Consider the following 24,179-nt stretch of genomic DNA (forward strand, 5'->3'; position numbering starts at 1 on the left):
TCAACACGCAAAACGACGAAGATATGTATGAGAAAAAGATACCAAAAGACTTCAGCTGCGGCATATCCGTGCTGATGGAAATCATCGGCGGCAAGTGGAAGTCGTATTTGCTGTTCCTGATCAGCACCGGTGTGCGCCGGCCAAGCGAACTGCACCGGAAAGTGCCCACCGCCACCAGCCGTGTGCTGAACCTCCAGTTAAAGGAGCTCGAATTCCACGGCATCATCTGCAAGGAGATCTATCCTGAAGTACCGCCCCACGTAGAATATTCCCTCACGGCATTCGGCAAGTCCCTCATGCCCGTCATCAACGCGATGGACGCCTGGGGCAGCGGTTACGTCGGAGAATTCCAGCAGCTGATGCGGCAGAAAAGCGAATTGTATGTAGTGGAAACAGGCGAATGATCATTCACTTCTCTGCATAAAAAAAGGCGCGAATATCCGCACCTTCTATGTCCTGTCGGACCATTATCTACAATCCTGCTCCTATTCCACGATACTTCCCAACTCCTTCACGAACGCATGTTTTCCCTCCGGCCGCACGAGGGCCAGCACATTCTTCAGCAATACATGGGCCGCTGCGATCTCGTCTTTTTTGATGGAGATGCTCTCGATGTTAAATCCCACCGGGATATTCTTCAGGTTCGCATACGCCAGCAATTCCTCCGCAATGTGAGTGGCCGTGGTTACGGAAGCTTCCAGGATGTCCTTGGAATGTTTCAGGTCGTTGTACAGCCAGCGGGGCACTTCAATGCCCAGCCACTCCATGAACTGGAGGGTCTTCAGCGAACCGCAGGGCGTCAGCGTAAAAATGATCGGCGCGGGGCGGTTGCCCGTTTCCAGCGCATGGTAATAGTAGTCAGACAGCAGGTTCTTCGACTCATTGAGATTGTACACGCATTGCGACACGAAGAAGCTGCAGCCTTTGTCCATCTTGTCAAAAATCCGGATGTGCTCGTCGCCTTTCTTCCTGTGCCGCTCCGGAATAGTCACCCCACCCAGCGTTATGTGGTCGAAAGCCTCTTTTCTCAGCTGATAGGCATCGGTCAGGGAAAACTTCGTTTCTTCCACCTGCTGGTGCGACGACGCGCCTACGAACACCGTATATTCGATTTCCCCGTTCTCGCGTAACCAGCCTGCAAACTGGTCGTTTGTTTTGTTGGCGATGCTTTTATAAATGATCCGGGGTACGTTCAAGCCGGATAAAAACTCCTTGCTGTATGTTTCGGGCGGAATGGTGGGAATGAACGAATAGGTCCTTTCCTTTTCCGTACGGGTAGCTTCATCCTGGATGTCGTAAAGGATCAGGCCGTCGATGGCCACACTCTTCAGCCTTTCTACCTGATTGGCCGCAATGATGATAAGGCGCTCCGCCTCGGTGGTAACCTTGGGCGGCGTAAGGCTGTAAAATACCAATCCCGGTTGCCGGTTGATGATCTTGTCCCTGAGGGTACTTTCCATGTTGTCAGTGGTTTGGGGCCGGGCCCCGCTGTAAAACCGAATTAAACCGCGCGAAGATACATAAACCGCCGGTTTTTTCATATTGGGGCAGCTTCCGGTATCAGGCATTCAAAAGTAATCCTATTTTATTCCGGGTTTGTGGTGACGACATCCGTTTACTGTATTTGACATAAAAAATAAAAACCACACCCAAATGGCCCGGATACCTGCCGATGCCACCCAATTTTATGCTAACCCGCCGTCCCGGCCGAAGCACTTCGTCGAAAAAATTGCAAACGTTTGCACAAATTCATATATTTACAGTATATCCGCCCGGAAATAGCTGACAGCGACGCAAACCTGACCCTGAAAAATGGCTTCTGCATATATCCATAACAAATTGATTTCCTTTTCTAAAGACCCTTGTTTTCGATCATCCTTAAACCCATAAAACCACACGTTATGCATTTTCATTACCTCTCCCGGCTCTGCCACAAAACGGCTGCCGCATTCTTTTTACTGGCGACGGGTTTTGCCGCGCATGCCCAGGTCACCCTCAAAGCAGACGGCCCCGGCAACACCTATCAGCTGATAGAATCAAAAGGTTTCGGCATCGAATCGCCGGATTGTCGGCACACTTCCTTCGGCCCGCATGTCACCGAAATTTTCGACAACACCCTCGGCAAAAATGTATTTGTTTTTCACAGTCACCCGGTGGACGACGACGACCGCTGCACGAACGAAGACAGGACCCGCATGGAGATCAAAGGCGGCAGCGGCTCGCCTGCGGATATGCAGCACACCCAGGGCCAAACTGCCTATTACCGCTGGAAATTCAAACTGGATGCGGGGTTCATTCCTTCCGGAAGGTTCACCCACATTTTCCAGATCAAAGCTATCGAAGGGGATGCAGGCGCTCCGCTGATCACCATCACCCCGCGAGCAGGCAGCCCTGAAAAGATGCAGATCATTCACAGCTCAGGCAGCGGCAGCGGCGGACTGGGCACGGTAACCGAGGTGAATCTCGCGCCTTTCAAAGGCACCTGGGTGGAAGCGTATGTAAAATACAAAAGCGGGGAAGGCAGCGCAGGCACTTTTGAAATCACTTTAAAAAGACTGAGCGACGGCGCCACCCTGCTCTCCTACACCAACAACAGCCTGGATATGTGGCGGACGGGCGCCGATTATAACCGCCCAAAATGGGGTGTTTATCGTGGGAAAGACCCCGTGCTGAGAACGGAACAGGTATTGTTCAACGATTTCTGCATCACGGAGAGCAGCGCCAGTCTTTGCCCCAGCGACATCGGCCAGCCCAACCAGCCCCCGACCGTCGCTATCACCGCTCCTGCCAATGGCGCAACGTTCAGCGCACCTGCCAATATCACCCTTTCGGCAAACGCCGCGGATACAGACGGCAGCATCACGAAAGTGGAGTTCTTCAACGGCGCACAAAAGCTGGGAGAGGCCACGGCCAGCCCCTACAATTACGCCTGGAACAATGTGGCAGCAGGAACATACTCACTCACCGCGAAAGCGACGGACAACCAGGGTGCTACTACTACCTCCGCTGCGGTGGGCATAACGGTGACCGGCCCGCCTTCATGCGTACCCGTATCCGCCAGTGCCGATGATGGCAACATACCTGCCAATGTGCTCGACAACAATCTCGCTACCCGCTGGTCCGCCAGCGGCGACGGCCAGTGGATACAGTTCTGCCTGTCCGACACGCTGCCTGTTAACGGTGTACAGGTAGCGTTTTACAAAGGAGACATCCGAACGTCCACGTTCGATGTACTGACCGGCCTGGACGGCATCACCTGGTCCACAGCAGCAGCAGGCGTAACCAGCAGCGGCAGCAGCCTGAATCTGCAATTGTTTTCCTTCACACAGAGAGACGCTAAATTTGTACGCATCGTGGGCCACGGCAACAGCCAGGATCTCTGGAACAGTTATACGGAAGTGAAGATCAATACGTCTTCTTCCTCCACTACATTCAGCCCCACCCACGATGCATATGTAAGAGACGGTTCAAATGCAGCCATTACGCATGGCACCACAGATCCTACCCTGCTGATCACTAAACTCTCTCCTTCCGGGCAGCTGAATAACGCCAGGGAAGCATACCTCACCTTCAACATTGCATCCGCAGGAAGCGCTATTAATTCCGCAGTACTAAAGGTTTATGGTAAAATCGACGGCGCGTCCGTTCCGAGTGTACCGGTAGCCGTATACCCGGTAGCCAATACCACCTGGACGGAATCCACCATCACCTGGAACAACAAACCCGCTGCGGGAGCCACCGCCCTGGCAACACAAACCGTTACCAATGCCGCCTATGCGTATTATAGCTGGGACATCACCGCATACGTGCAAAGTGAAGTAGCAGCCGGCCGCAGCACTATTTCGGTGGCGATGAAAAGTTTGCAGGCACACGATCCAAGGATATTCTGGAATTCAAAAGAAGCTACGGCCAATCACCCGCAGTTGGAAGTGAGCACCGCGCCGGCCATCAATGCAACCGGCACAACGCTGTCAAAAATATCAACGGATAAAACCGGCAACACCGCGTCTGCCGCTATACTGGAATACTTCCCCAATCCGTTCCGGGAAAAATGCCAGATAAACATACATCTGCAGGAAGCCGGCCAAACCCAGCTCACGTTATTCGACATGCAGGGGAAACCCCGCGAGACATTACTCAAAGGGCATCTGCCCGCGGGAAAACATCAGGCAATGCTGAATGGCAGCAACATTGCAGCCGGGGTATATTCATTACAACTGATTCACAACGGGAAGATCAGCATCAAAAAAATTATAAAATTATAAGCGCACATAGATTAATAGAAGGGCTAAACGAAAAGAAACATCTTATGTTCAGCCTTCCTTTTGCTATCACATGCATTACCGGCAATCAGCCGGTACTGTTAGCGCGGGGGTTAAAAACAGGCAGGGCTGACCCGTAAGAGCCAGCCCTGCCATATTTAAGAACCCTTCAGCGGTATCAGTTCCACCCCGGCGTCTGTTTGTATTTTCCGTTGCTGCGTGATATTTCATCCGGGCTGATGGGCCAGGCCATATGCTTCAACGGATCAAATTTACGCGCCTGCCATACCTGTTTCACGGTGTAGGGTGAAGCAGGGTCGGTAGCTACGGTATGAATGCGGCCGTGCAGCGGCGCGTTGATCTTGTCGTAGTCGGCCCAACGTTTCAGGTCATGGAACCGGTCGGTCCATTCGCAGGCCAGCTCCACACGGCGTTCGTGTTTGAGGTCTGCCAGCGTGGGCACGGCGATGTTGCCCAGCCCGGCGCGGTTCCGGATCTCGTTCAGCGGCGCAGCTGCTTCTCCTGCCCTGCCCAGTTTGATGAGCGCTTCGGCTTTGAAAAGCAATATCTCCGCATAGCGCATCAGCGGCAGGTTCAGGCGTGTGGTGGGATAGTCGCCGCTGGGATTGATATTCGGGTTGGTGCCGGCATCCTCATTGCTGCCATAGCTGTACGGCTCCATATATTTGTTGATCTGGAAGCCGGACAGGCTGTTGGTGGAAAAATACCGCCGTTCCACACCGAAGTATTTGAATTTGTCGCCGAACTTCAGGATGGTCACTTCCCTGCGGGGATCATTCGCTTCGTACTCCTGGTACAGTTCTTCGGTGGGCTGGAAGTATCCCCAGCCATTGAAAATGCCCCATCCTTTGTTTTCCAGCACTACGCCTGGAAACTCAGAACCGCCCTGCACACCGGAGGTAACCGACCAGATGTATTCCGATCCCCAGTTCTGCGCGATCGTAAACACGGCGCGATAATTCTTCTCCCCACTGCCCATGCCGGTGATCAGCGCGCGCTTACCTTCATTTTTGATTTTATCGCAAAGCGCTGGAATGGGCTCCCATTTGGAGGCGTCAAAAGTGGCCCAATAGGCGTAGGCTTTCACCATGTAAGCCCAGGCGGCGGCTTTATGCGCCCTGCCACGGTCGTCGGCCCCATAGGTTTCGAAGAACGGCAGCAGTTCGGCGGCTTTTTCCAGGTCTTTGATGATCTGTGCGTAGTTGTCTTTCACCGAAGCCAGCTGCGGCGGCACACGCTCACCGTAACCGGCATTTTCCGGCCCGTCGAACGGCACACCCTGTTTTTCGTGGCCCCATACATACGCAATCCAGAAGTGGGCGAAGGCTCTCATAAAATACGCTTCGCCGAGGGAGCGGTTTTTAACGGCCTCAGTTACATTCACGGATTTGGGGATGCCTTCGATGGCCTGGTTGGCTTTGTTGATAAGCCAGTACAGGTCGTTCCAGCCCGAGGTGAGATAACCTTCGCGGCCGGTGGGAATGAAGTTTTTGATGTTTTCCGCGTCTGCTTTCACGCGGCCCACGATCAGGTCGTCGCTGGCCACCTGTATCCAGAACAGGTCGCGGCCCCAGGTGGATTCGTAACGCATCGGAACATACAGCGCCGCGGTGGCTTTCCGCAGGTCTTCGTCGCTTTGCCAGTAAAATGCGGTGGTGGGCTCTCCGTTGGGCTTGGTGTCTACCCAGTCCTTTCCGCAGCTGCCTGCGCCTGTTACCAGTACGAGGCCATACACTATGTTGAGCAATGTTTTTTTCATGCTATGATACTTTTATCAGAGGTTAAGTTTGAGGCCGAGTGAAATCACACGGGAGAGCGGGAACTGCCCCCCGTCTAGCCCGATGCCGCCCACTTCGGGATCCATGCCGGTGTATTTGGTGAAGGTGAGCAGGTTGTCTGCGCTTACGTATACCCGCAGGCCCTGGTTCCACGACATTTTCGGGAAAGTATAGCCGATCAGGAGATTCTTGAGCCGGAGATAATTACCGTTTTCAAGATACCAGTCTGAGCTCGTCTGGAAATTCTTGTTCGGGTCCGTAGCCGAAATGCGCGGAATATCCGAACCGGTATTCTGCGGCGACCAGGCGTCGAGAATCTTGTTCCAGCGGTTGTAACCCTGTTCCGAGCCATTGAGAGTGGTGTGTTTGAAGGCATGGAAAAGCTTCACGCCGCCCACACCCTGCAGGAAGAAGCTGAGGTCGAAGTTTTTCCAGGTCAGGTTGGCGGTGAAACCGTAGGTCAGGTCCGGGAAAGCGCTTCCCATGAATACGCGGTCGCCGTCGTCGATCTTGCCGTCGTTGTTCTGGTCGATAAACTTCAGGTCACCCGCTTTGGCATTCGGCTGGATGCGGGTGCCGCCTTTGCTGTATGCAGCGGCCTCGGCGTCTGTCTGGAAGATGCCATCGTTCTGGATCAGCCAGTATGCATAATACGGCTGGCCCACCACGGAACGGTATGGCCGCAGCACTTCTCTCCAGGCATCGCCGTGCGCCCAGAAAGAGCTCGGATTATCGTCTATGTAATCTACTTTATTCACGAGCGTAGCCATGTTGGCGCCAACTTCGTATTTGAGCATGCCCACCTCGCTGCGCCAGTTGGCGGCCAGTTCGAAGCCGGTGTTTTTGATCCGGCCCTGATTGATGCTGGGAGCGCCGTAACCGAAGGTATTCGGCCAGTCGGTATCCTGCGTTTTGATGAGGTCGTATGTCAGCTTGTCGAAGTAATCCGCCGTGATGTTCAGCCTTTCACCCAGCAGGCTGATATCGATACCGATGTCTGACTGGCGGGAAGTTTCCCAGGAAAGGTTCGGGTTATTGCGGCTGTTGATATACAGGGCATTGCTCTGCGGGCCGTTTTCACCCACCTGGTACGTATGATTGGAGCTCAGTTTGGGATATCCGTAGTAGAGGCCCACGGAACCGATGTTGCCGATGCGGCCCCAGCTGGCGCGAATCTTCACGAGATCTACGCCTTTTACATGAAAGAAGGGCTCGGAACTGAGTTTCCATGCAGCGGTAACGCCAGGGAAACCCATGCCGCGATTGCTCTCCGCGAGGCGGCCGGCAATGTCGTAGCGGTAGCTGCCCGTTACGAAATAACGGTCGGCCCAGCTATAGGAAATACGGCCTACGTAGGAGAGATTTCTGTCTTCCCACTGCCCGTCCCCTGGCCTGTTCTGGTCAAAGATGCTCGCGTTCACGAAGAAGCGAGCCCAGTCCGGCTCGTTCTCAAACCCTTTGGCAGCCGCGCTGAAATCGCGCGCGCCGTTTTCCTGCGCAGTGATGGAGGCCATGCCGCCGATGTTATGCCGGTTGAAGATGCGGTTATAACTGGCGGTGTTTTCCCATATCCAGTGATAACCGCGGTTGGTGGCATAAGACAATGTATTCTGGTTATTCGGTTTGCCCGGCTCGGTCCTTTTCGGCTCGAAGTTTTTCCACAGCGAGCTGTTCTGACGGTAAGCGAATCGTGAAACGAAACCCAGGCCGCGTACGATGTCCGATACGGTGAGCTCGGTCACCGACTGCAGGTCGTTGCCCTTGTTAAAAGGCCTGTTACGCAGCAAAGTGGCTACGGGGTTGATGGCATCGCCATGGATGCCGAGGTAGGCCGATTCACGGGGCCCCACACCGCCGAACGAGCCATCGGCATAATACGGCGTAGCCGAACGGGGCATGTAGATGGCGGAGAGAATGCTCCCGCTGTAACCACTGGATGTTTGCGTGCCGCGGTTGTCGTTATTATTCCAGAAGAGTTCCTGCCGCAGCTTCAGCTTTTTGTTGAATTCATAAAAGGCGTTGAGTCGGAGTGAAATATTTTTGTTGTAGGTATTGATCAGGGTGCCTTCTTCATTTTCGTACCGTGCCTGCAATAATGTGGAGAACTTATCGGTGCCCGCATTCACGCTCACTGTGTGCCGTTGTACGAGCGCCGTGCGGAATATTTCATCCATCCAGTCCGTACGCGTCACCTGGGCATAGGGGTTCAGGTTGGCATCCCAGCCGCTGAGCGGTGTGCGCCCCGCGTTGGTATAAGCCAGGTTCGACACTTTGGCTTCCTCTTCAGCCGTCAGCGACTGCGGTAGCCGCCAGGCGTTCTTTACGCCGGTGAAGCCGCTGTATTCCACACCGGGTGTACCTTTCCTGGCCTGCCGGGTAGTGATGAGGATAACGCCCGCCGAACCGGAAAAAGCACCGTAAATGGAAGCCGACGCCGCATCTTTCAGCACCGTGATGGATTCCACATCCGCCGGGTTGTAAGGTGCGTTAGGCACACCATCCACCACGTAGAGCACGCTCTCAGTGCCCCTGGAGCCCACGCCGCGGATGGTCACCGAAGGTGAACCGTTGGGGTGGCCGCCGTTGTTCACCACGGTAACACCCGCCACTTTACCCTGTATCATGGCCGGTACGTTGAGCACCGGGCGGCTTTTGATCTGTTCCATGTCCGGCACTACGGACACCGCTGCAGAGAGATCGGCTTTTTTGGCGGAACCGTAGCCGAGCACTACTACTTCACTGAGCGACTGCCGGCTGTTGGACAATACTACATCCAGCTCCCCGGAACTACCGGCTGCCAGCTCGCGATTCTCGAACCCCACGAAGCTGAAGCGCAGCACCGATGCCGGGTTATCCACGCTGATTTCGTACCTGCCTTCGGCATTGGTGACCGTTCTGTTTTCACTTCCCATCTGCCACACGCTCACGCCCGGTATCGGCTCATTGTCCGGCGTGGCCACGCGGCCCTTTACCTTGCGTTGCACAGGCTGCGATGTCCCGGACGACGCCGGTACCGCGGCTTTCCTGAAAAAGATGGAAGTATTGTTCACATTGAATTCGACGGCCGCCTTGGTGCGTAATTGCTCTAATGCCTCGCCCAGCGTGATGTCATCCGCTTTGAAATCCGTCACGGTGATCTTGTCGAAATCCTCCGCGATGTAACTGAAAGAATAACGGCTCTGTTTGTCGAGCGCGTCGAGTACGTCCGACAGGGAGGCTTTTGCCAGTTTGACTTTTACGCGTTCGTTCAATACGGCCTGCTGGCCGTACCCGACGTGCGACAGCAGGAGCAGGCCCGCGCAAACCAGCAGGCGCAACAGGGACGGCCCGGTTGTTCGTTGCCGGCGAACAGGCCGATCCGGTTTTGTAAATGTTTTGTTCATAGTGGTGTGTTGTTTTAAACAGGGGAAGTTGCAGGGGCCCTGTGCATTAGTGAATAGTTACCAGTTTTCCGGAAATGCTGAAACGTTTGTGATTCATATAACATAAGCTGCCCAGCATGTCTTCGAACGGCTGGGCGGGCAATGCCACAGTGATTTGTTTGTTGAGGTGATGGGTATTTTCCCAGCGCACGGTGTACCCGTAGCGGCCGCAAAGCCGCGTCACCGCATCGCGCACCGAAAGGGCCGACACGGCAAAGCCTCCCTCCTTCCACGATGCGGCGGATGTATCCGCTGCGGCTACCAGCATCAGGCTATCGCCCTTGCCAACGGTGGCGGCGAAGCCCGGTTGCAGCATGGTGGCCACGGAGCTGTCCGCATTAGAGCATACCTTTACTTTACCGCTGACCAGCGATACGCGGCTCATATTTTCCTGCGGATAAGCTTCCACGCTGAAGGTGGTGCCCAGTACGCGCACGGTAAAATCGCGGGTATGGAGGATGAAGGGATGGTCGCTGCTGCCTTCCACATCAAAGAAAGCTTCACCCGTCAGCTCCAGGTGCCTTTCTTTGTTGGCCGGGTCTTCATTCCATCGCAGGGAGGCATTGGCGTTGAGCCATACTTCCGAGCTGTCGGGCAACGTTACTTTTTTGATGGAACCGGAGCCGTTTTCGACCACCAGGGCGGTGGCAACGGGTGTTGCCTGCTGCGTGCGGCGGAGATATAGCCAGGCCAGCGCGAGGCCTACCAACAGCAATATAGACGCAGCGAGCAGGCGTTTGGCGGCCGGCGGCATCATCCGCACTACCTTCTGGGGTGCGGTGGCGGTGCGGAAGCGTTCCAGGAAGGCTTCACGCTGCGCGTCCGCGGCCTCCACCGGCAGTTGTGCGGCAGCAGGATCGCCGAGGTTGGCGTACCACTCATCGAGCAGCGCCAACTCTTCCGGCGTACATTGGCCGGCATGAAATTTCTCGAGCAGGGCCTTGGCCCCGGGGTATTTTTGCTGTTCCATCTACTGAAGAATACCCGGTGACAGCAAAATGTTAACCCGGCCAAGGTTAAGGAATTGTAAACAAAACGAGGAGGGACATCATACGGGCAGCCAGGGCGGGGTTGGCATGTATATGGGACTTCACCTGTTGCAGGGCCCGGGCATATAATACGCGCGCGGAGCCGGGCTCTATATCGAGCAGTTCTGCAATTTTCCGATAAGAATAATGGTGCCGGCTTCTAAGCAGAAAAAGCCGCCGCTGCGATGGGGACAATACCTCCAGCGCCTCCTCCAGGAAGGACTCCTGGAGCTCATGCACGTCGTCGCGGGCGAAGGCCGCTTCCAGCCTTTCCTGCACCATGTTCTCCAGCGCCTTAAGATGGGCCTGATAGCGGGTGGTGCTGCGGTAGAAATTGAAGATGCGGAGCTTGAGGGCATGTAACAGGTAGTACTCCAGCTCTTCATTCCGCGGCGCTTCTTCCCATTTCTCCCATAATGAAAGAAAAACGTCCTGCACAATATCGGCAGCGTCATCCCGGTTGGTTTTGGCCACGGCAATACCGAGCAGCTTGCCCCAGTGGCGGGCGACTGACTTTTCAAATTCCGCGTGTCGTTGGTGTTGCGGTGTCATATGGAAGAGGTATCTGCGACAAATGTAAAAAGTAAAAGTTAAATGAAAATGAAGCTTTTTGGCGGGAGGCCCCGCGGGAAGGAAGTCGTTTGAGTTTGATTTTCTTCATGTGAAGGCAGGCCATTAACATTTCAACTCCCCCGCCCGTTGAAACACCATCCCGACCAACAGGCAAAAAACGCCCAGGAATACATCCAGGCAAAACTGATCGATGCGGCGAAGTCGAAATTGTTCGACCCCGGCAAATGTTAATGAAATCACCTATGAACTCGGGTTCAAATACCCGCAGCGCTTCAGCCGGCTGTTCAAACAATACACGGGGAGCACGGGGAGCACGCCGGATGAATGCAGGAATAATGACAATTAGCGGATAGCGAAAATCTCCCGACACCCGTTCCTCCATCGGATGCGCCTGAACAAACCCAGCCCCCGCTGACAGAGATCATCACTTCAACCGCATTCGATCATTTAAATTTCTCCCCATATCCTGGAATTTAGAGGTGTCAAAAGTTGCGTTTGCAAAGTCATATGACATCCCCCTCCCGTAATATCGCCCAAACGTTACAGATCCTCCAGGTCACGGTATTTGGAGCAGCGGTGCTCTACTTCGGAAAAACGCTGTTCATCCCACTGTTTATGGGGCTCTTAATCGCCATGATTATGTACCCTGTATCCAGGAGCATGGAAAAAAAGGGCCTGGCCAAAACGCTTTCCGTAACCGTATCGATCACCATCGTGATAGTCATTTTTGCCGCTTTGATAGGCCTGCTGGTCTGGCAGTTGCGCACGTTCATTCACGACTGGCCGCTCATGGCCTCCAAAGTAGATCAGTCGTTCCGGCAGGTCCAGCATTGGCTCGCCGACAACTTCAGCATCACGCTGGAAGTACAGGATGGCTGGCTCCATAACCAGGCAGATAACATCATCAGCATACTGGGACCGGCTGTACAGGGAACGGTGACGGTCACCATCAGCACGATTTTCATGCTCTTTATGACGCCCGTTTTTGCAGCGCTTTTCCTTTATCACCGCCAGATATTCGTCCAGGTACTCCGCCGGTACGCCGGCCCTGCCTTCGAAGGCAGGCTGAATGCAATCCTCGGCAAGGTGATAGACACCTATTTCAACTATATCAAAGGCATGATGATGGTATACCTGATTGTGGGCATCCTGAACACGATCGGCCTGCTGGCGCTTGGTATTCCACATGCGCTGTTGTTCGGCATGCTCACCGCCATCATGACCATCATCCCGTATTTCGGCATCATCGTGAGCGCGCTGTTACCGATTTCCGCAGCCTGGGCGGTGCATGAATCGATCTGGTACCCGCTGGGTGTGATTGGCGTGTTTTCTCTGGTGCAATACCTCGAGGCGAATGTCATTTTTCCGAAGGTGGTGGCGGCGCAGCTCAATGTCAGCACGTGGGCGACGCTGGTAGCCATTCTTGCTGGGGGCATCATATGGGGCGTGGCGGGAATGGTGCTGTTCATTCCGTTTGTAGCCATCCTCAAAATCGCGGCCGATCACATGGAAGAATGGAACGCGCTCAGGTTGCTGCTATCCAGAACACCACAGGCTAACGTATGATAAAATCCGATTTTATGAAAATATTGATCACCGAGGAATCGCTTATCATGAATATCCAGCAGGAGTTTCGCGTCCTTTATCCGCACCTGAAGCTGGAATTCTTCAAAAATCCTCACGGCACCTTTCAGGGCTGCCCGCCCAAAGAGCGGCTGGCACCGGACACGCCGATCGACGAGATTCGCAACATCCATTCCGCGGGCTGGATCGACTTCGGCGGCACTGTCACGGCAGGGGAACTGGAGCAACAATTCTCTCACTTGCTGGGGCTCAGTGCGCAGGTATTCCGGAAATCCGGCACGGTATGGCTTGAAACCACAGCGATGGACAACCGCACATTGGCCGAGCTTGAACGCATGGCCGCAGAAATGCCTGTCGCCCCGGAAATTCCCGAAACCGATTTAAACGAACAATCATGAAAACCGCTTTTTCTCTTGCCTTGGCCGTGCTGCTGCTGGCCGGTTGCCGGTCTACCTACCTGACCGGCTATTGGCGCACATCCCAGGTGCCCCGGCAGCATTACAAAAAAATTCTCGTGCTCGGCATGATGCCCGACTCCCTGATGCGCCAGCGCATGGAAACGCATGTGGCCGGCGACCTCACAGACAGGGGCCTGCTTGCGCTGACATCGTTCCAGGATTTTGATCCATTCGGGTTCCTGCGCACGGACGATAAAGATGTAATGCAGCAGTTTAAACAAAAAGGTATCGACGGGGTGCTGACCATTACGTTGGTCAATCAGTCGGTAGAAGGTTTTTTCCTGCCCGGCAGTTTATACCACCTGTTGACCAATCAGTATTCCACGGATTACTACCGGCTCTTTGCCCCGGAATATTATAAAGAGGGCATGCAATATGCCTGGGAGAGCAGTTTTTACGACGTGAACGCGGGTAACAGGATATTTGCCGTACAGACTGTTTCATTCCAGCCCGCTTCGGTAGAAAGCATGGCCCACGAATATGGCAAAGTGGTCACGCGGCAGCTGCGGCACCATAAAGTCATTTCACGGCAGCATCACCGCGATGCTGTGCGATAGTAAAGTAAATTCATCTTCCAGTCAATATATATGCATGAAAAATATACTTGTTGTCATAGACGGACTGAATTTTTCAGCTTCCCAGCTGGATTCGGTACTGTACATTTCCAGGCTGATGAAAGGGAAATTGACGGTAGCCCTCCTCGATGTTGAGCCTTCGCCATTCCCCATGCTGCTTCCGGGCATACAGGAAGCGATGTACTACAGCGCAGCCTCTATGGCAACCCACGTCCGCGAACGGCACGAACAGGTGGTGGCCAACACCGAAAAACTGCGGGAAGCCTGCACAGGCAGGGGAATGAAAATCACGCTTCATACATACACCGAAGCGCCGCTGGCGTCAGTGATACGTGAAAGCCGGTTTGCCGACGTGCTGCTGGCGATGCATAGCCTCTCTTTCTCCGGCCTGCCGCAAAGCGACCCTCCCGGGTTCATGCAGGCACTGTTTTCCGGGGCGGAATGCCCGGTTTTAACGCTTCCGGACAATATGCAGGTCGTCAAAGAAATCGCGCTCACCTATAATGGTACGTTTTCCTCGATGTTTGCCATCCGCGCTTTTTTCCAGCTGATGCCCCTATTGGCGTTACGGAAAGTGAAGCTGGTATATGTAGCCGAAAATAATCTGGAAACACTGCCGGATGAGCAACTGTTGAGGCAGTACATAAAAGGCGTTTGCCCCAGGGCGGAATATATTATTCTCAAAGGTGACCCCGCCAAGAGCCTGCTCACCTACCTCCGGTATAGTAAACACACGTTGGTTACTTTCGGGGCCTATGGCCGGAGCCGCGCATCCCGTTTTTTTAATGGCAGCATTGCGGATGACACCCTTGGACTGGGACATTTGTATACCTTCATCACCCACCCTTAGCACATATGAATGACAGCCGGTGATTACTTGCATGACCTCCGTCATGTCGGGCGTGCCCCTGATCATTGCCCGATACGGGCAACGGTCCTATTTTGCAGGTAAACGTTTTTCCGAACTGATAAATCCACGATTATGCAACCAACGTTGTTTTCAACCGGATTCTTCGTCACCAATATATTTTTCATACTGGTGCTCGTGATGGCTTTCGTCAAACCGCGACTGGCCGCGATTTGGCTGACGGTCATCTTTGCCGGCGCCGCAGTGGTAAACATGACGCTGGCCATCCGTTCTCCGGAGAGTTACCTTGCTTTTGCAGATGTGGCGGTGTTCGAAATATACGTCCGGTTTATCCGAGGCTCGTTCAGCGCAATGATTCCTGGTTTCATATTATCCATCGCAGCAATTCAGCTGCTGATCGGCGCGGGTATATGGGGCAAACCCACCATGCGGCAGGCCTCCCTCTGGGGCGCCATTCTCTTTTTATGGGCCATTTCCCCGTTGGGCGCCGGGTCTGCGTTTCCCGCGCCGGTCTGGCTCGCCGCCGCCTGTGCGGTATTATTGTGGAAAGATGCAGCGGATAAAAGAAAGCATCCTCCCGGCAAGGGGCAAAACGGCCAGCCTTCTTCCGGGATGCAGGAAGAACGTTATTTTCTGGAAGGGCCGAGGTCCCGGCTGAGAGAGCTTTTTTTCCTGATCCAGATCGTCATTGAGTTTGTCCGTGGATTCCGGACGCTGCACTTCGTACCACCCTGCATTGCCATCTTCGGTTCAGCGAGGGTACTTCCGGGCTCCCGCTTTTATGAAACCGCCAGGAAGATGGGAAGCGGCGTTGCCGGCCTGGGATTTGCCGTCATGACCGGTGGCGGGCCGGGCATTATGGAAGCCGCCAGCCGTGGCGCAAAAGAGGCGGGAGGTACGGCCATCGGCTGCAACATCCGGCTGCCGCACGAACAAAAGCCGAACCCCTGGCTCGACAAGTATCTTAACTGCCGGTTCTTTTTCGTTCGTAAAGTGCTGATGTTTAAATACTCCTATGGGTTCATCATCATGCCCGGCGGCATCGGCACGCTGGACGAGTTTTATGAGGCCCTCACACTGATACAGACAAAGAAAATCCTTGATTTCCCGATCGTGTTGATGGGTAAGGATTATTGGGATCCGGTAACTGATATGATGGGAACCATGTTGAAGGAAAACATGATCTCTTCCACCGACCTCAACTACATCATGGTCACAGACGACCCCGACGAAGCCTTACAGCACATGCGCGAGTTTGCCCTGATGAAGTACAACGTCAAACGGAAAAAGATCTACAGAAAATTCGTGTTCCTGGGAGAATAATACCCTGTCAGCCGCCGACTGTGGCACCGGGCGCCATGGCCCTTACCGTCTCTAACAAAGGCTGAAGGTGCTCTTTGCGCACATCATTATAATCCTGCATGTTGATTTTTTCACCACGCAATTTTGCCAGTTTTGAACCTGTGTACAGGAGGATTTTGTCTTTCAGCGACAACTGCCGGAAACAAAGGCTGCCGGGCAGAAAAAAGTGTACCGCATTCCGTCTCAACGGTTCGGGTACACCCGCATTAAAATACCCCTCCAGCTTTTCTTTTTCATGCGAAGGCGTTCCCGCCACGATGAAATAAACCAGCCGCTTGCCTTCCAGCCACGCAGCGTGCTCTTTCAGCCATTCCGATATCTGCAGCTGCCCGATGTAAACACTCGTGCCGATGACCACATAGTCCACGCCTCCAAAATGCTCTTTACGGGCCAGCTCTGCCTTTACGGGTTCGATTTGCAGCGCTGCGCCGGCCCAAATGGCGTATTGCAGGGTCGCGCCGTATCTGCCTTTAAAAACCAGGAGTCCTTTCATAATATATTTTTAGGGATGTGTAATGAATATGGGAAGGTTGAGCGTCCGCAACACGCCATCGGCATCGCTGCGGTGGAAAAACCTGGAAGCGCGGCTGCGGCCGTAGGCACCAAAAGTGATCACCGCATGCTGCTTTTCAACAGCGATCGAATGGATGCCGGCAAACGGCGTGTCAACCAGGCTCATGCACGATACCTCCTCAAAGTGATGTTTCAGGTATTCTTTCACAAGCCTGCCCCTCGGCATTTTCTGATCACCATCCTCCGCGATGTAAATTACCGTGGCCGGAATGTCGGCGAGGTCGTCGAAAATCAGGCAGAACTGGCGGATGGCGTAAGAGGAAGAAGCAGTGCCGTTATAGGTGAACAGCACTTCACGGATATAGGGCATTTTTTCAGGAATAACCATCACGGGGCACTCCGCATCCGCCAGCATATCTTTTACGAAGCGAGGCGGATTGGAGCCGTGCAGCCATCCCATGGAGGTAGTATTCCGGACCACCAGCAGGTCGGCCAGCCGGCTTTCAATCAGGCATTCGGTGGCAGGGTCACCCGCCAGTTCACGGACCTGCACGGCCATCCCCATATCCCGGTAAAAATCCATCAGGCGTTTTTTATTCACATCCGCCGTGCGACGGCGGGTTTCCATTTCCTCCCTGAACAGGATATCGTACGAAACATCCGCTGCATGCCTGTCAGTACCCACTCCTGCCATCAGGGCCACATCACTGAATATATTCTCCAGAAAAAGAATGGTCAGTTCTCCCCTCGCCTTGTTGGCAATATACCGGTAGCTTTTAAGCTCTTCTTCCGTAAAGCTGAATGCGTCTACGGCCGCAATGATCTTTTTCATACGCACGTGAATTTGTCCTCAATTTACTTTCATCCGGAAGCCTGTAAAATGACCCGCGGCGGAAACGGAATGATTCTTATCAGCAACTGCGGTATTACAGCAACCAGTAAGCTGTCAGCACATATACGAGGCCGGCCAGCACCATGCTGCCAAATGCGAACGCCACCGTTTTCCTGATGGCGGCGGCCCCTTTTGTGATGGCTATGGCGGCTTTTACAACGGTGTTGCTGATCATCGCCAGTACAATGACAATAACGGCAACCGGTAACTGTTCGGCTTCCCGCGCATACCTGGCCATGCTGATAGAGATCGCATCCACATCCGAAATGCCCGACAATATGCCCGACACATACAGCCCGCTGGTCCCGAAAAACTTATCCGCATAAAAAACCAGCAGGGAAATGCCGGTAAACAAAGCGCCGAAGAACATGGCATTCAGGATATTCACGGGGTTACCCAATTGCAGCGGCGGCGAAACCGTTTTTTGCCGCACCTTCCTGGTGATGAAAAACACCCAGAGCAATCCCACGGACGTGAGTAACAGACAAGGTATCAGCAAGACCATAAAAATATTGCTGTTGAACAGGTAAGTCACCAGCAATACCCGCATGAACATCACGCAGCCGGCCAGGATAATGCCTGCGGCATAGCTGTCCGACAGCGCCGGCGATTCTCTGCTTTTCGAGCTGAAAAGCCAGGTAACAGCGGTACTGGAAAAAGTGCCGCCTAAAAAGGCCGTCAGCAGTATTCCTTTTTCGGGGTGGCCGAATTTTATCAGGAAATACCCGACGAAACTAAGTGAAGATGTAATCACGACGACCAGCCCGATCGTTTGGGGATTGATCACCCCTCCAGGTCCGAAATCCTTGTCGGGCAGGAAGGGCAATATCAATAACGAGAGGATGATGAACTTTACAAATGCATACAACTCTTCCTGCGTGATGCGGGACACGATTTTCCGGAACTGCTGCCGCAGCGATAAAACCGTGATTGTAATAACTGCTGCCGCCAGCGCCTCACGAATGAAATGCAGCGCTACCAATCCCCCCAGGCAATAGGCAATCAGCAGCGCCAGTTCCGTGCCGATACCCAGGTTGTCCTTTTTCGTTTTGGCAAAGTGGAAAAAAGTCAGCAGTATAAATATTCCTGGCAGCGACAGCGCAAATATCCATGGCTGGTGACTGATGGAAAGATAAGCGACGATATACCCCAGCAAAGTACACAGGGCAAAGGTGCGCAGTCCCGCAAAATGTTCGTTGCCGGTGGTGGTGTCAAATTCCCGTTCCAGCCCCAATATCAGTCCAATGCCGGCCGACACGAGTATGCCCAGTAAAAAAGGCCCCAGGATACCATTGAGATATTCGTACATGTTCTTCTAACGATTTACAGTCTTATGCAATCCAAATGTAGCAGAATCCTGCATCGCCAGCACCTGTTTGCCGTTGCGACGGGATTGATAATCGTCATGTTCAGCGCCTCCCGGGATCATTGCCGAAGCAGCGATTAAACCCTATATTCGTTATTATTGTTTCACCATAAATCCGATCATATGGCACATGCAATTCCTCACGCCCCCGCTCATAGTTCCACGGGAACCCGACCGATGCTTACAGCAGCTGAAATCGCCTGGGGGCTTACCGCAGTGTTCGCCTGGCTGGGATGGCCATATCTGAGATCCTTTATCGTATGGTTATTGCAGACAATCTATGAGCTATATGTGCTGAATTTTTATTAATTATTAAAATCTGCCTTATGAAAGTCGAGCAATACCTGATACGCGTTACATATCAGGGCATATCACGGGAAATACCGGTTAAGATCGAGTTTAAAGGCGAGGAACATAAAATCAGCGTGGACCTAGACGGCACCGAAATTTGTTACGAAAGGGACGAGCATGACGGGCTTCGGGCCATCAATCACCTGGAAGACTTCGATCCTGAACTTCTTTACCGGGTCGGTAAGGGGATTTTGGAACGCCGTCCATAAAACGAAGACAGGAATATGCACAAAATACTGACGATCACTCTAAATCCGTCCGTTGACAAAAGTACGTCCGTTGCATCCCTGCAGCCGGACAAAAAACTGCGCTGCGCCGCTCCCATACTTGAGCCCGGTGGAGGGGGCATCAATGTGGCCAGGGTGCTCCACCGTTTCGGGGACAATGTGCTTCCCGTATTCTTTGCGGGCGGCCCCTGCGGAGACCAGTTCATTGGCTTGTTGAAAGCCGAAGGGCTCCCGGTTTCTCCGGTAGGCATCGCGGGCGCTACGAGAGAAAACCTTCATCTTACCGAAGAGGCCAGTGGCCGGCAATACCGTCTCGTAATGCCCGGCCCGGAAATTTCAGCCGATGAGCGGCAGGCCATTTTGAGGGTTATTGCCAGCCAGGCTAAAGGCGCCGGATTCATGGTGTTGAGCGGTAGTAACCCGGAAGGTATACCAGCGGCTTTTTTGGAACAATTGGCGAAAATCGCCAGACAGGAAAAAACTTTACTGGTAGCGGATATTTCCGGCGAAGGATTGAAACAGATCCTGAAGGCAGGCGTATACCTGATTAAACCCAACCTGGGCGAACTTGCCCGGCTTACCGGCAAAGAAGAATTGTCGGAAGCCGAAGCCATTGCAGCCTCCCGGGAAATCATTGCAGCTGGTGGCTCGGAAATCGTGGTCGTATCGATGGGAGCAGCCGGCGCCATTATGGTATCTGCACAGCAGGTAGAAAAAATCCAGGCTCCGGTGGTGAAAAAGCTCAGCACGGTTGGTGCGGGCGACAGTATGGTGGCCGGCATCGTGCATGCGCTCAGCAGAGGTTCCGACCATCCCGACGCCGTGCGGTTCGGCATCGCCTGCGGCACGGCCGCCACCATGCGCGCCGGAACCGGCCTGTGCAGGAAGACTGATGCCGAGCATTTGTATCAACTGCTACGGTCGGAAGAGAAATAACTCGTGCCAAACAAACCGGCATCGCGTGTTACAGAACGAGTTCTCCAAAACTTTTCATGCATTCTTTTTTCAGACCCTCCTACGGGTCACAGCAACGTGCCATACGCCCCTTTCAATCCCTTTCGGGATCGCAGCAATTCGACGTGTTTAAAAGTCCGCTTCCAGCAGGGCTATCGGCTCTTGCACGAACAAAACCGACATGCCATTCGAGTTCCGATACCACCGATATTCCGGGGTAATACATCCTTCCCCGTTTCATTGACCATCCACAAAAGTCCTTTCAGTCCCGGTGCGATAGCCTCACCCATGGGGCAGAAAGGCAGCTCACTGAAACACAGGCCAAACATACCTAAGGCAACCACTGACGCAGGTTGACGACAATCATAACAACGGCATCTTATTGTCATTTTTCCCGGCAAACACCTTCGGTAATATTACAGTGTCAATTCATTTTATCACCTCAAATATTTAAAAATGAAATCACTTTCTTTATCGAAACATCGTAGCGGCTTCCCTTCATTTTGGGAAGACTTCTTCCCCGACTGGCTGGAATTCAATGGTAACAAACAGACTCCTTTCCTGACCATGCCGGCAGTAAATATCGAAGAAGGAAAAGATCACTTCAGCATCTCGATGGCTGTGCCGGGCATGCAGAAAGACGATTTTAAAATCGAGGTAACCGGAAATGAGCTGTCGATCAGCGCGGAAAAAGAAACCTCGAATGAAGACAAGTCAAAGAAGTTTACCAAACAGGAATACAATTACAGCAGCTTTTCCCGCTCATTCACACTGCCCGGCAGCATACTCGCCGATCAGATCAATGCCGCATATACGGACGGCGTACTGAAATTAAAGCTCCCTAAAAAGAAAGAGGCGCAGACAGAAGCTCCCAACCTGAAAGTAAAGGTGAATTAGCTGCCAGCGCATGCAAAGTCCGATAATATTTGCATCACAAAATCCAACTGGGAGCCCTATGATGTATGAGCACCAACGCCGGCACGGTCGTCACCAGCCGCATTCATGCGCGGGCATGCCCGTCCGGCGTTACCATGAATTATCTCCTGTCTCCGGTTTTCCCATTCAGCTGAACTATCATAAACAATCGTCATGAAAAAAGTACTACTTGCCTTTGACGGCACCAATTTTTCGCAGGGCGCTTTCGAATTCGCAAAGCGCCTGAACGAACAGGAACCGATTTTACTGGTGGGTTCCTTCCTTCCGCAAATCGAAATCTCTTCCAGCTGGTCGTACGCCGCCGGCAGCATGGGCGTCGTGATGCCCTTGGTGGAAGATTTCAATTCCGCGGTGATCGAAAACAATGTAGCGCAGTTCGAATCACTATGCGGCAAACACGGCATCGAATGCAGGGTTCATACCTTCCCATATGACCTGGCCATCCCGGAACTCCGGAAAGAATCCCGGTTTGCGGACCTGCTGGTGCTGGGAGGCGAATCCTTTTATCACCAGCTGGGGTTCGAAAAACCGAACGAATACCTCCGCATGATGGTGCAGGACGCCGAATGTCCCGTAGTGGTCACACCCGAGCAATTTACATTCCCGCAAAGTGTGGTGCTGGCCTACGATGGCAGTGACGACGCGGTATATGCCATTAAAAATTTCGCATACCTCTTTCCGCATTTGGCCCAGCTCGACACAACCCTGGTGCACGCCACAACAAAAAAACACGCCCGTATGCCGGACGCGGAATATATCACGGAGCTTGTGGCAAGGCATTACCCCCGGCTGACGGTCAGGGAACTGGAAGATACCCCAAGGCGGCTGTTCGGGAAATGGCTGGCGGACATGCCCGACCCCATTGTGGTGAGTGGCGCTTATGGCCGTTCCGACATTTCAATGATGTTCCGCCAAAGTTTTGCCGCCGAGATCATCAGCGAGCATAAACTTCCCCTTTTCATCGCCCACCGCGCATAACAACATTTCATGTGGTTTGTATTATTCACCATGATGGCTGTCCGGTCCGAATTGCAGCAACAGTTCCGCCAGGTGCCCGTGCTATGTTATCACCACATAACTGCAGATAACGAACAGCCTTCATCCGTGCTTTTCATTCAAAAAGACAACTTCCAAAAGCAGTTGCAGGCACTTGCCGACAGCGGATACCGGCATATCAGTCCTGATGATCTGTATAGTTGCCTGCAACAGGGAAAAGCGCCCCCTCCAAAATCCATCATCATCACGTTCGACGATTCGCATGCGGGGCATTTTTCAATAGCCGCGCCCATTCTCGAACAGGCTGGATTCAGGGGCGTTTTTTTTTATAATGACCGTCACCATCGGCAAAAAAGGATACTTGTCGGCCCGTGAAATAAATGCCCTACATCAGCAGGGACATACTATCGGCAGCCATACCTGGGATCATCCGCGTATCCAGGGTGAAGATAGCCTGCCCGATGCGAACCGGCAGCTCCGTCAATCGAAAGCGACCCTGGAAAAAATTACAGGGGCACCGGTTACCTGTCTGGCCTATCCATTCGGCTCGTGGAACGAAGCGACCGTTTCACAACTTCAAAAGGCAGGTTTCCACCTCGCTTTTCAACTCTCTTCCAGGAGGGCGAGCAGACTCCCGCAATACACGATCAGGCGCATAATGGTAGATGGAAGGTGGCAGGGGCAACGCTTGCTGGCAGCTATCCGTCAGTCCTTCTAGCCCAAAACCATGGCTACGGGCAACAAAAATTCCCTGCCGTTTGGCTTATCCGGCCCACATGCCCGTCAATGTAAAATATATGTTAACCTGGTGCAACTATTACTGTCACTTGACGGTAATTTACCGGACATTTCCTAGTTTTATAAAAACAGAACAGCATAGGACAAATATTGCCTGGATATCCCTGCATCAGGCTCCGCCTTATTTCTTACTCCCATGCAAGCAACAATTCTGGTAGTTGACGATGCCCGGGATGAGCGGGAAAACATCTCCGAAATGCTGGAGATGGCCGGGTACCGCGTGTTAACAGGTTCCAATGGCCTGGAGGCCGTGCGTATCGCCCTGGAAAACAAACCTGATTTAATCATCTGCGATATCGGCCTTCCGAAGCTGGATGGATTTGGCGTTCTTCACCTGCTGCAACGAAAAGAAGGTACGGGTGACGTACCGTTTATTTTTTTGTCGGCCCGAACTGAGCGGTCTTATGTGAGAAAAGGCATGGAAATGGGAGCAGACGATTATATCGCAAAACCTTTCGACCCCGCCGAACTGCTGCATGCAATTGCGACGCGGTTAAAAAGAAGCAGGCAGCTGCAGCAGGATTTCACCAACGGTTCTTCCGGCGCGCAATTGCCACAACCCGCGGCTACCACTAAAGAACTGATTGATACTCTCCTACAAAACAGGAATACAAATAAATTCAGAAAAAATGAGCATATCTATTCCATGGGAAACCACCCTGCCTACCTGTTCTTCGTGCTGGCAGGGGTGATTAAGACCTGCCGGTTCAACGACAGCGCCAAACAGATCATCACACATATTTACAATGAAGGCGATTTTCTCGGGTATCCGGCATTACTCCAAAACGTTCCCTATGCTGATGACGCAGAGGCCCTTTCTGATTGTGAAATATCGCTGATCCCCCGTTCCGAATTTGAATCGCTTGTATACCGCAATATAGGGGTCATGAGGATTTTCCTGAAAATGCTGACCGCCAATGCCGACGAAAACGATTCTCACCTGCTCAGCCTGGCCTATAGCTCACTTCGTAAAAAAGTGGCCGAAGCGCTATTGTTCCTGGACAGGAAATACAATTCCCGGCAATTGCCCGGTTTCAGTATCGACATCGGGAGAGATACCATTGCGGCCCTGGCCGGTGTCACAAAAGAATCCATCATCAGAACCCTTGCTGAATTCAGGGATGAGCGCCTTATTTCCGTTTCCGCAGGGTCTATCCATGTCACCGACCGGAAAAAGCTGGAACGGATGATCAACTAAGCCCCGGCTCGCTGGCC

The 24,179-nt window shown here is 53.2% G+C and carries 22 protein-coding genes; 13 read left to right on the forward strand and 9 right to left on the reverse strand.

Annotated features, from left to right (window positions below):
- Positions 1 to 23 precede the first annotated feature (23 nt).
- Positions 24 to 404, forward strand: coding sequence for a winged helix-turn-helix transcriptional regulator (locus tag EGT74_RS17605; RefSeq protein ID WP_123847884.1), 381 nt, complete (start codon positions 24 to 26; stop codon positions 402 to 404).
- An 81-nt stretch (positions 405 to 485) separates the two neighbouring features.
- Here the strand turns inward: EGT74_RS17605 and EGT74_RS17610 are convergent, their stop codons facing one another.
- Complete coding sequence (locus EGT74_RS17610; RefSeq protein ID WP_123847885.1) at positions 486 to 1,460, reverse strand: methylenetetrahydrofolate reductase; 975 nt, start codon at positions 1,458 to 1,460, stop codon at positions 486 to 488.
- Positions 1,461 to 1,901: 441 nt separating this feature from the next.
- Here EGT74_RS17610 and EGT74_RS17615 point away from each other — a divergent pair, with 441 nt between their 5' ends.
- Complete coding sequence (locus tag EGT74_RS17615; RefSeq protein ID WP_123847886.1) at positions 1,902 to 4,265, forward strand: CBM96 family carbohydrate-binding protein; 2,364 nt, start codon at positions 1,902 to 1,904, stop codon at positions 4,263 to 4,265.
- 175 nt (positions 4,266 to 4,440) lie between these two features.
- Here EGT74_RS17615 and EGT74_RS17620 read toward each other — a convergent pair whose 3' ends face one another.
- Genes EGT74_RS17620 through EGT74_RS17635 form a run of 4 tightly spaced genes read right to left on the reverse strand, consistent with a single transcriptional unit; the run spans position 4,441 to position 11,063 of the window.
- Positions 4,441 to 6,042 (reverse strand): RagB/SusD family nutrient uptake outer membrane protein, encoded by a 1,602-nt coding sequence (locus tag EGT74_RS17620; RefSeq protein WP_123847887.1) that lies wholly within the window; start codon positions 6,040 to 6,042, stop codon positions 4,441 to 4,443.
- 15 nt (positions 6,043 to 6,057) lie between these two features.
- On the reverse strand, positions 6,058 to 9,444 hold the full coding sequence (locus EGT74_RS17625) for a SusC/RagA family TonB-linked outer membrane protein (protein ID WP_123847888.1): 3,387 nt from the start codon (positions 9,442 to 9,444) through the stop codon (positions 6,058 to 6,060).
- 46 nt (positions 9,445 to 9,490) lie between these two features.
- Entirely contained in the window at positions 9,491 to 10,453 is a 963-nt protein-coding gene (locus EGT74_RS17630; protein WP_123847889.1) for a FecR family protein, read from the reverse strand.
- Positions 10,454 to 10,499: 46 nt separating this feature from the next.
- Entirely contained in the window at positions 10,500 to 11,063 is a 564-nt protein-coding gene (locus tag EGT74_RS17635) for an RNA polymerase sigma factor (protein ID WP_123847890.1), read from the reverse strand.
- Between the two features lie 528 nt (positions 11,064 to 11,591).
- Here EGT74_RS17635 and EGT74_RS17645 point away from each other — a divergent pair.
- The 5 genes from EGT74_RS17645 to EGT74_RS27220 all read left to right on the forward strand — a co-directional run bounded on the left by EGT74_RS17645 (position 11,592) and on the right by EGT74_RS27220 (position 15,892).
- Complete coding sequence (locus tag EGT74_RS17645; protein WP_148089628.1) at positions 11,592 to 12,650, forward strand: AI-2E family transporter; 1,059 nt, start codon at positions 11,592 to 11,594, stop codon at positions 12,648 to 12,650.
- A 14-nt stretch (positions 12,651 to 12,664) separates the two neighbouring features.
- A complete protein-coding gene (locus EGT74_RS17650) occupies positions 12,665 to 13,066 on the forward strand; it encodes a hypothetical protein (RefSeq protein WP_123847892.1) in 402 nt (133 codons plus the stop codon).
- A complete protein-coding gene (locus EGT74_RS17655) occupies positions 13,063 to 13,683 on the forward strand; it encodes a hypothetical protein (RefSeq protein ID WP_123847893.1) in 621 nt (206 codons plus the stop codon). The genes EGT74_RS17650 and EGT74_RS17655 overlap by 4 nt, the downstream gene beginning before the upstream one ends.
- 34 nt (positions 13,684 to 13,717) lie before the next feature.
- Positions 13,718 to 14,551, forward strand: a complete 834-nt coding sequence (locus tag EGT74_RS17660) for a universal stress protein (protein ID WP_123847894.1) — start codon at positions 13,718 to 13,720, stop codon at positions 14,549 to 14,551.
- Positions 14,552 to 14,683: 132 nt separating this feature from the next.
- Positions 14,684 to 15,892 carry an LOG family protein gene (locus tag EGT74_RS27220; RefSeq protein WP_246008241.1) on the forward strand — a complete coding sequence of 403 codons (1,209 nt, stop codon included), beginning with the start codon at positions 14,684 to 14,686 and terminating at the stop codon, positions 15,890 to 15,892.
- A gap of 7 nt (positions 15,893 to 15,899) precedes the next feature.
- Here the strand turns inward: EGT74_RS27220 and EGT74_RS17670 are convergent, their stop codons facing one another.
- The 3 genes from EGT74_RS17670 to EGT74_RS17680 all read right to left on the reverse strand — a co-directional run bounded on the left by EGT74_RS17670 (position 15,900) and on the right by EGT74_RS17680 (position 18,645).
- Entirely contained in the window at positions 15,900 to 16,424 is a 525-nt protein-coding gene (locus EGT74_RS17670; protein ID WP_123847895.1) for a flavodoxin domain-containing protein, read from the reverse strand.
- A 9-nt stretch (positions 16,425 to 16,433) separates the two neighbouring features.
- A complete protein-coding gene (locus tag EGT74_RS17675) occupies positions 16,434 to 17,276 on the reverse strand; it encodes a hypothetical protein (RefSeq protein WP_123847896.1) in 843 nt (280 codons plus the stop codon).
- A 94-nt stretch (positions 17,277 to 17,370) separates the two neighbouring features.
- Positions 17,371 to 18,645 (reverse strand): MgtC/SapB family protein, encoded by a 1,275-nt coding sequence (locus tag EGT74_RS17680; RefSeq protein WP_123847897.1) that lies wholly within the window; start codon positions 18,643 to 18,645, stop codon positions 17,371 to 17,373.
- A 383-nt stretch (positions 18,646 to 19,028) separates the two neighbouring features.
- Here EGT74_RS17680 and EGT74_RS17685 point away from each other — a divergent pair, with 383 nt between their 5' ends.
- The 4 genes from EGT74_RS17685 to EGT74_RS17700 all read left to right on the forward strand — a co-directional run bounded on the left by EGT74_RS17685 (position 19,029) and on the right by EGT74_RS17700 (position 22,148).
- On the forward strand, positions 19,029 to 19,262 hold the full coding sequence (locus EGT74_RS17685; RefSeq protein ID WP_123847898.1) for a hypothetical protein: 234 nt from the start codon (positions 19,029 to 19,031) through the stop codon (positions 19,260 to 19,262).
- A gap of 15 nt (positions 19,263 to 19,277) precedes the next feature.
- Entirely contained in the window at positions 19,278 to 20,216 is a 939-nt protein-coding gene (locus EGT74_RS17690) for a 1-phosphofructokinase family hexose kinase (RefSeq protein WP_123847899.1), read from the forward strand.
- 474 nt (positions 20,217 to 20,690) lie between these two features.
- Complete coding sequence (locus tag EGT74_RS17695) at positions 20,691 to 21,131, forward strand: Hsp20/alpha crystallin family protein (RefSeq protein ID WP_123847900.1); 441 nt, start codon at positions 20,691 to 20,693, stop codon at positions 21,129 to 21,131.
- 192 nt (positions 21,132 to 21,323) lie between these two features.
- On the forward strand, positions 21,324 to 22,148 hold the full coding sequence (locus EGT74_RS17700; protein ID WP_123847901.1) for an adenine nucleotide alpha hydrolase family protein: 825 nt from the start codon (positions 21,324 to 21,326) through the stop codon (positions 22,146 to 22,148).
- Between the two features lie 120 nt (positions 22,149 to 22,268).
- On the opposite strand, the gene EGT74_RS26950 is transcribed toward EGT74_RS17700, so the two are convergent.
- Complete coding sequence (locus EGT74_RS26950; RefSeq protein WP_158618205.1) at positions 22,269 to 22,430, reverse strand: hypothetical protein; 162 nt, start codon at positions 22,428 to 22,430, stop codon at positions 22,269 to 22,271.
- A gap of 40 nt (positions 22,431 to 22,470) precedes the next feature.
- Here EGT74_RS26950 and EGT74_RS17705 point away from each other — a divergent pair, with 40 nt between their 5' ends.
- Together EGT74_RS17705 and EGT74_RS17710 are read left to right on the forward strand one after the other, a co-directional pair.
- Positions 22,471 to 22,884, forward strand: a complete 414-nt coding sequence (locus tag EGT74_RS17705) for a polysaccharide deacetylase family protein (RefSeq protein ID WP_262697167.1) — start codon at positions 22,471 to 22,473, stop codon at positions 22,882 to 22,884.
- Between the two features lie 216 nt (positions 22,885 to 23,100).
- On the forward strand, positions 23,101 to 24,162 hold the full coding sequence (locus EGT74_RS17710; protein WP_123847903.1) for a response regulator: 1,062 nt from the start codon (positions 23,101 to 23,103) through the stop codon (positions 24,160 to 24,162).
- The last annotated feature ends 17 nt before the right edge of the window (positions 24,163 to 24,179 follow it).

This window comes from Chitinophaga lutea (assembly GCF_003813775.1).
Classification (GTDB): Bacteria; Bacteroidota; Bacteroidia; order Chitinophagales; family Chitinophagaceae; genus Chitinophaga; species Chitinophaga lutea.

Bases quoted from the DNA above. Each gene is read 5' to 3' on its own strand.
- EGT74_RS17605 (WP_123847884.1), top strand. From the start codon at position 24: ATGTATGAGAAAAAGATACCAAAAGACTTCAGCTGCGGCATATCCGTG.
- EGT74_RS17610 (WP_123847885.1), bottom strand. From the start codon at position 1,460: ATGGAAAGTACCCTCAGGGACAAGATCATCAACCGGCAACCGGGATTG.
- EGT74_RS17615 (WP_123847886.1), top strand. From the start codon at position 1,902: ATGCATTTTCATTACCTCTCCCGGCTCTGCCACAAAACGGCTGCCGCA.
- EGT74_RS17620 (WP_123847887.1), bottom strand. From the start codon at position 6,042: ATGAAAAAAACATTGCTCAACATAGTGTATGGCCTCGTACTGGTAACA.
- EGT74_RS17625 (WP_123847888.1), bottom strand. From the start codon at position 9,444: ATGAACAAAACATTTACAAAACCGGATCGGCCTGTTCGCCGGCAACGA.
- EGT74_RS17630 (WP_123847889.1), bottom strand. From the start codon at position 10,453: ATGGAACAGCAAAAATACCCCGGGGCCAAGGCCCTGCTCGAGAAATTT.
- EGT74_RS17635 (WP_123847890.1), bottom strand. From the start codon at position 11,063: ATGACACCGCAACACCAACGACACGCGGAATTTGAAAAGTCAGTCGCC.
- EGT74_RS17645 (WP_148089628.1), top strand. From the start codon at position 11,592: ATGACATCCCCCTCCCGTAATATCGCCCAAACGTTACAGATCCTCCAG.
- EGT74_RS17650 (WP_123847892.1), top strand. From the start codon at position 12,665: ATGAAAATATTGATCACCGAGGAATCGCTTATCATGAATATCCAGCAG.
- EGT74_RS17655 (WP_123847893.1), top strand. From the start codon at position 13,063: ATGAAAACCGCTTTTTCTCTTGCCTTGGCCGTGCTGCTGCTGGCCGGT.
- EGT74_RS17660 (WP_123847894.1), top strand. From the start codon at position 13,718: ATGAAAAATATACTTGTTGTCATAGACGGACTGAATTTTTCAGCTTCC.
- EGT74_RS27220 (WP_246008241.1), top strand. From the start codon at position 14,684: ATGCAACCAACGTTGTTTTCAACCGGATTCTTCGTCACCAATATATTT.
- EGT74_RS17670 (WP_123847895.1), bottom strand. From the start codon at position 16,424: ATGAAAGGACTCCTGGTTTTTAAAGGCAGATACGGCGCGACCCTGCAA.
- EGT74_RS17675 (WP_123847896.1), bottom strand. From the start codon at position 17,276: ATGAAAAAGATCATTGCGGCCGTAGACGCATTCAGCTTTACGGAAGAA.
- EGT74_RS17680 (WP_123847897.1), bottom strand. From the start codon at position 18,645: ATGTACGAATATCTCAATGGTATCCTGGGGCCTTTTTTACTGGGCATA.
- EGT74_RS17685 (WP_123847898.1), top strand. From the start codon at position 19,029: ATGAAAGTCGAGCAATACCTGATACGCGTTACATATCAGGGCATATCA.
- EGT74_RS17690 (WP_123847899.1), top strand. From the start codon at position 19,278: ATGCACAAAATACTGACGATCACTCTAAATCCGTCCGTTGACAAAAGT.
- EGT74_RS17695 (WP_123847900.1), top strand. From the start codon at position 20,691: ATGAAATCACTTTCTTTATCGAAACATCGTAGCGGCTTCCCTTCATTT.
- EGT74_RS17700 (WP_123847901.1), top strand. From the start codon at position 21,324: ATGAAAAAAGTACTACTTGCCTTTGACGGCACCAATTTTTCGCAGGGC.
- EGT74_RS26950 (WP_158618205.1), bottom strand. From the start codon at position 22,430: ATGCGAATCGTCGAACGTGATGATGATGGATTTTGGAGGGGGCGCTTT.
- EGT74_RS17710 (WP_123847903.1), top strand. From the start codon at position 23,101: ATGCAAGCAACAATTCTGGTAGTTGACGATGCCCGGGATGAGCGGGAA.